This window comes from Petrachloros mirabilis (genome assembly GCF_975968855.1).
In genome coordinates this window covers 1-4,945 of the sequence record NZ_CDLUDY010000062.1, presented here as the reverse complement: position 1 = coordinate 4,945, position 4,945 = coordinate 1, and the positions used below count along the sequence as shown (strand labels likewise).

Genomic DNA, 4,945 nt, shown 5'->3' with positions numbered 1-4,945 from the left:
TTGCTCAACCCGGAGCCTAGTAACTGAGGCGACGGGATACACACCACCAGTGATCCCCTTTTAATCATTCTGTGGCCTGGCTATTCAGACAGAACCTCTTTTCTTTAAGCCTGCGGATAATCACCTCCAGTTGATGGAATCCCACTATCCTGCTTGTGACGGCGGCTCATCCGGCGCACCCCTCTCCTGAGCGTATGGCTCTTATCCACCTAGGTGCGGTCACTTTTTGCTAATTTCGTGTGCGGCCCAAGACCATCCCTCCCCTCATCAGTTTGCGCCTTGCTACTTCTGGGGAATAGATTGATGCCGCCATTACCTCTATAAATACCGAACAAAGTAACGCAGGAACCTTTTGAGGCCCCATGCTGTTCCGATTTGACATTGCCCTTGTCCTCTCCATCGTGTTTCTCACCAGTTCCGCTTGCACCACCATCAATTCTGCTGCCAATCCTGCTGTTGACGCGTCAGAGAATGATCACGCCGAAGAGAAGGCCACGGCAGAAGAAATTCATCACTTAGCCGAAAAAGGAAGTGCGTCCGCTCAAAACGAACTCGGTCTGCTGTACATGGCAGGCGCTGGTGTTTCCCAGAACTATGGGCAGGCGAAGCAGTGGTTTGAAAAGGCCGCGAAGCAAGGACACGCGGAAGCCCAAGTCAACCTCGGTGTGTTATATCTCCGCGGCGATGGCGCTCCGCAAAGCGCCCAGATGGCGTTATTCTGGTTTAATCGCGCGGCAGAGCAAGGAGATCCTCCGGCCTTTGCAAAACTTGGGCGTATGTATGAGAAGGGGCACGGAGTGCCCAAGGATGTTATCCAGGCCCACATGTGGTTCAACCTGGCGGCATCAACCGGAGATGAGTACAGCGCCGAACGGCGCGATACTCTCGCCACGCAGATGACTCCTTCCCAAATTGCTGAGGCAAAACAGCGGGCACAGGAATGGAAGCCAACGAAGAAATCAGTCGCGTGGAAATTCCGGATCCAATCCGATGCTCTCCTAGAGGCACGGGAAAACAATACCACTGCCCCCTCTCTCCCCTGAACTGCGCTCATTTCCACACTCGGTTCTGGTATCAATATCAACACTCTCCTGGAATGTCGCCATTCTCTCACCAGCATGAGGACATTACCGCCTTCCACCAAAACATAACTTAGCTATTCACTGAGCCGTTGGGTTCTTGTACAGCGCAAGGTCAGAGACAATAGACCGTTCACGCTTGGATGAGCCTTCCGTTCGCCCGTTACGGAGAGCAGGGTTTCTGTTCCTCTTCCATGAGATTCATGGTCTCACTTACTTCGAGTTCGACAATAGACCCGCAACGAGCAATCCAAAATTTCGAAGGTGCGGGAGGTGGCGGAGGTGGGGCCGGACGTTCGTCCAAGACAGGCACGTGAACGTGCACGTTTACGATTGTCATCGATGGAGCTGGAGTGTACGCCACCCAGGGCCAGAAGGAACGACTGAAGCGACTTGGAAAGCGCCTCATGGGAGAGGACATCATCGAGCTGTTATGGCGCTGCATGGCGGCGCCGCTTGAGTCGCGAAACTTTCCACCGGCCAGAGCCTTTCCCTCAGGCAGAACAACTACGATCGCCAGTGCTGCCAGTGAGAGCCACCGACCCGCCTTCATCACGACCTCCCAACTCAAACAGTCTTTGAGTGTCGTCTAACAGATTGCAGGCTCACTCCATGCTAGTACCCTCGTCCGGTCCTTCCTCCACCGCGTCCCATTCGATCCAGCGGCAGCGCCTCATACCGCTTTTTCAAATCTGGATGCTCGTTAAGAAAGCCTTGAACCCCCGCCTCATCAGCGAATACATCCTTACTACGACTCCGGTAATCCTCAATCGTAAGATCATATTTCGCGAGCAGGGCGCCGAGCTTCGCGTTGATGTCCGCACCCATTTTCTTCATTTGTTCCGGCGACGGTCTTTGTCCTTCCCCGTAACGTTCACCGCCCTTGAAATAGTTCGTCATCATCTCCCCGATGTCGATTCGGGCCTTCACGAACTTCTCTATTTCAGCCGGCTCTGCTGCCCAAGCCACGCCGACAAACAGCACAAACCCCAAGACCATCGCAACCGCGCGAGCTGAACGCATGACAACCATAATGTCCTCTCCTCCAAAGGAAAAAAGAAATCGCTTACACGCTGAGCATCATACCACTTTGAATGCTCGCAATGGAGGCCGGGATCCGACAAGGCAAGTAGGCCCCCGAAGCGGCGCAGCCTATCGTGCCTCTAGGGCATCGGCACGACAATGAAGCCTTCTCTTACGTCACCATACATCTTCATAGAACCGGCTAGAAGACACTGCGCCGTGAACGCACAGAGTGCGGCATCGACCAGGTCAATATTCGTGAAGGAGTCAATGGCGAGCCCTATCTTACCAAGGAGCCTGGGACGATCAGCACGCTTGTTCTTGGCGGAGAGAATTCTATCGGCGATTGAACACGCAATCGCTTGAGGAAAGGTTTCGAAACAGACCGGAAGTATTGCCGGCCGTTTGCCATCGAAAAGTCTGTAATGCATCGCCAGCAACCGATAGAGTTCAGCGCCGTTGCACATCCATCGATAGAAGGGATGTTTCTCCCCTCTTGATCGATTCGGCGTGGCAAACGTAAAGATGCCTTGTCGGGCCAGCTCTCGTTCGCAGAGTCTCGCCCGACCGGTCCGACTCCAAGAACAAGGGGAATCAATTCCAATCGCAGAGGCGTTGAGTTTACGACACCACAGCACGACTTCAGCGGCATCGTGCGAAGAATAAGACATCAAGAAACGCCCCCTACGGAGCGCAACGGCATGAAAGCCCTTCTTCAGCCCGCCCACATCCACGCCGACTACGATTTTGCCGGCAGAACGTTCACTCATCAGTCACTCGCTTGGGTTATTCGGGAGTGGTCATGATGACATAACAATGATACCCGCAATATGTGCAGAGACTCACGCATGTATCGTGCACACTCTTAAACGATACGTACTCCCGCCTCTCCCGGTTGCATTTTTCATGTGCTGCGTTATGATGACGCCTCATCCGTCTAGACTTCGAACTCCAATGGTATGAGCCTCCATCTTATGTCCGATGTCTCACTTATTCGATACGCCTCATGAAGGACGACCAACCCGTCGTCCCTGCCACCGTCACGCTCCCTGAAATCACCGTCAAAGCGGTTGTGCTTTCGGTGATCCTTGCGGCCGTCCTGGCCGCTGCCAATACGTACCTCGGACTGTTCGCCGGGATGACTGTATCTGCGTCGATTCCGGCCGCGGTGGCCTCCATGGCTATCCTCCGCCTGTTCCGCCGGTCGAACATCCTCGAAAACAACATTGTCCAAACCGCTGCCTCATCTGGCGAGGCACTGGCTGCCGGCGTCATCTTCACGATTCCAGCGCTGCTGCTGGTCGGCTACTGGTCCTCCTTCGACTATTGGCAGACCGCGTTGATCGCCACGGTCGGCGGGCTGCTTGGCGTGCTCTTTACCATTCCTTTGCGGCGGGCACTCATCGTCACCGCACGCCTGCGATTTCCAGAAGGCGTGGCCACCGCCGAAGTCTTACAGGTCGCCGCTACTGATCAACGTGGTACGGGCCGGGCCGAATCGACCAGCGGTTTGCGGACCTTATTGTCCGCCGCTCTCCTCGGCGGGGTGGTGAAATTTGGCGAGAGCGGTATGCGCCTGTGGTCGGAGTCACTCGAAGGGGCCGCGCAACTCGGACGGTCAGTGTTCTATGTAGGTCTCAATCTCTCACCCGCGCTCGTCGCTGTCGGGTTCATCATCGGCTTACATACCGCTGTAGTCGTCTTTCTTGGCGGCGTCATCGGGTGGTTGATCCTGATGCCGGCCTATGCGCTCCTGAATGGTCTCCCATCAGATCAGCCCGCACTCGAAGCGGCAACGGCGATCTGGAGCGGACAGATCCGCTATGTCGGCATCGGCGCCATGCTGACCGGAGGACTCTGGACGCTGACACGATTGCGCGAGCCCGTTTGGAAGAGCTTACAGACATTACGGGACAGTTACCGGGCGAAAAGATCATCCCATCCTGAGCAGGAGATGGCGAGAACGGAACGGGACGCCTCCCTATTGTGGATCGTCGTACCGTTTGGTCTTTCCCTCGTACCGATGGCCTGGATCTATACGAGCGTCGTGGACAATCCCACGATCGGCCTCCTCATGACGATCGTGATGGCGCTTGCGGCCTTTCTGTTCTCGTCAGTCGCGGCCTATATGGCCGGGTTAGTCGGGAGTTCTAGCAATCCCGTATCCGGTGTGACCATCGCCACCATCATGATGGCCTCGCTGTTGCTCGTACTCTTCATGGGAACCGGGCATCCCGCAGGACCAGCAGCTGCACTGGTGATCGGAGCCGTCGTCTGTTGTGCCGCGGCCATGGGAGGAGACAATCTGCAGGATTTGAAAACCGGTCATCTCGTCGGGGCCACACCGTGGAAACAACAGGTGATGCAGGTCGTGGGCGTGCTTACCGGCGCCGTTGTCCTTGCCCCCGTCCTGTCATTACTTCAAGCCAAGTACGGGATCGGAGAGCCGACAAGTCTTCATCCACATCCCCTCAGCGCACCGCAGGCCACGCTGATGGCCAGCCTGACACAGAGCGTGTTCGGTGCAGGACTGCCATGGTCTCTTGTCGGACTGGGCATGGCCATCGGTGTCCTCGTGATCCTGGCTGATCGACGGCAGGAAGCACGTGAGAGCGACTTTCGTCTGCCCGTGCTGGCCGTGGCCCTTGGTATTTATCTGCCTCTGAAACTCTCAGCCGCCATCTTTGTGGGTGGACTGATTGCGGCTGTCGCCAGGAGAGTAGCAGGCGGCAGCGATGAGCCATCAAAAAGCGGGCTCCTCTTCGCAGCGGGTTTGATTACCGGTGAAGCGCTGATGGGCATCATGCTGGCAATTCCAATCGCGCTTGCCGTGCTATGGCCAG

At 56.1% G+C, this 4,945-nt stretch carries 5 protein-coding genes; 3 read left to right on the top strand and 2 right to left on the bottom strand.

Translation table 11 applies throughout. The features are described from left to right. Window positions 1-362 precede the first annotated feature (362 nt). Both ACWVCN_RS02540 and ACWVCN_RS02535 read left to right on the top strand, forming a co-directional pair. Window positions 363-1,043 (top strand): tetratricopeptide repeat protein, encoded by a 681-nt coding sequence (locus ACWVCN_RS02540; protein WP_455243941.1) that lies wholly within the window; start codon window positions 363-365, stop codon window positions 1,041-1,043. Between the two features lie 389 nt (window positions 1,044-1,432). Then, a complete protein-coding gene (locus ACWVCN_RS02535; RefSeq protein WP_455243940.1) occupies window positions 1,433-1,672 on the top strand; it encodes a hypothetical protein in 240 nt (79 codons plus the stop codon). A 22-nt stretch (window positions 1,673-1,694) separates the two neighbouring features. Here the strand turns inward: ACWVCN_RS02535 and ACWVCN_RS02530 are convergent, their stop codons facing one another. Continuing rightward, entirely contained in the window at window positions 1,695-2,111 is a 417-nt protein-coding gene (locus ACWVCN_RS02530) for a hypothetical protein (RefSeq protein WP_455243939.1), read from the bottom strand. Between the two features lie 131 nt (window positions 2,112-2,242). After that, window positions 2,243-2,872, bottom strand: coding sequence for a DUF429 domain-containing protein (locus tag ACWVCN_RS02525; protein WP_455243938.1), 630 nt, complete (start codon window positions 2,870-2,872; stop codon window positions 2,243-2,245). Between the two features lie 236 nt (window positions 2,873-3,108). Between ACWVCN_RS02525 and ACWVCN_RS02520 the strand changes: the two genes are divergently transcribed. Continuing rightward, window positions 3,109-4,945: OPT family oligopeptide transporter (locus tag ACWVCN_RS02520; protein WP_455243937.1), on the top strand; the 1,837-nt coding region annotated here is incomplete at its 3' end.